Here is a 515-nt window from a genome sequence, read left to right as displayed (position 1 = left end):
CCTCGGTGCCGCGCTTGCTCATGGTCAGCAGGCGGCGGATGACGTTGGTGTGGGCTTGCGGCCAGTACATGCCGCTGCGCAGTTTCCAGCCATCGATGATGTCACCGACCAGATAAACCTTGTCGGCGTGGTAGCCCTTGAGAAATTGCGACAAGTGCTCGGCCTGGCAATCCCGCGTGCCCAGGTGCACATCGGAGATCCACAGGGTTCGCACCCGGTGTTTGCGACTGGGTCTGGCGAGCTCGGCGCTGGTCATGGGCAACCCTCTGCGATGTTTTCGCCAGCTTGCGCGCGCCGGGTTAATCGACCGTGACAGACTTGAGTCAGTCGTGTGACAACGCATCCGGCGTACTGCGGTGTAGACTGACGGCCACCTCGGAGACAACCTGCCATGCGACCGATCCTCACCCTGCGCCAGTACACCCACGACCTGATTGTGCACAGCCACGAGCACGCGCAGTTGGTGTTCGGTCTGTCCGGTGCGCTGGATTTCGAGGTCGAGGGCTGTGGCAGCC

The 515-nt window shown here is 62.5% G+C and carries 2 pseudogenes; one reads left to right on the top strand and one right to left on the bottom strand.

The window, feature by feature from the left end:
* A pseudogene (locus tag J5M56_RS24345) lies at window positions 1-256 on the bottom strand (UDP-2,3-diacylglucosamine diphosphatase); the annotation flags it as partial.
* A 135-nt stretch (window positions 257-391) separates the two neighbouring features.
* Between J5M56_RS24345 and J5M56_RS24340 the strand changes: the two are divergent.
* Window positions 392-515 (top strand): annotated as a pseudogene (locus J5M56_RS24340) (AraC family transcriptional regulator); the annotation flags it as partial.

The organism is Pseudomonas sp. 51_B (genome assembly GCF_017491595.1).
In the GTDB taxonomy this organism is placed as follows: domain Bacteria; phylum Pseudomonadota; class Gammaproteobacteria; order Pseudomonadales; family Pseudomonadaceae; genus Aquipseudomonas; species Aquipseudomonas promysalinigenes.
Note: the sequence above shows the minus strand (reverse complement) of the source record. Positions and strands in the feature narration are given on the sequence as shown.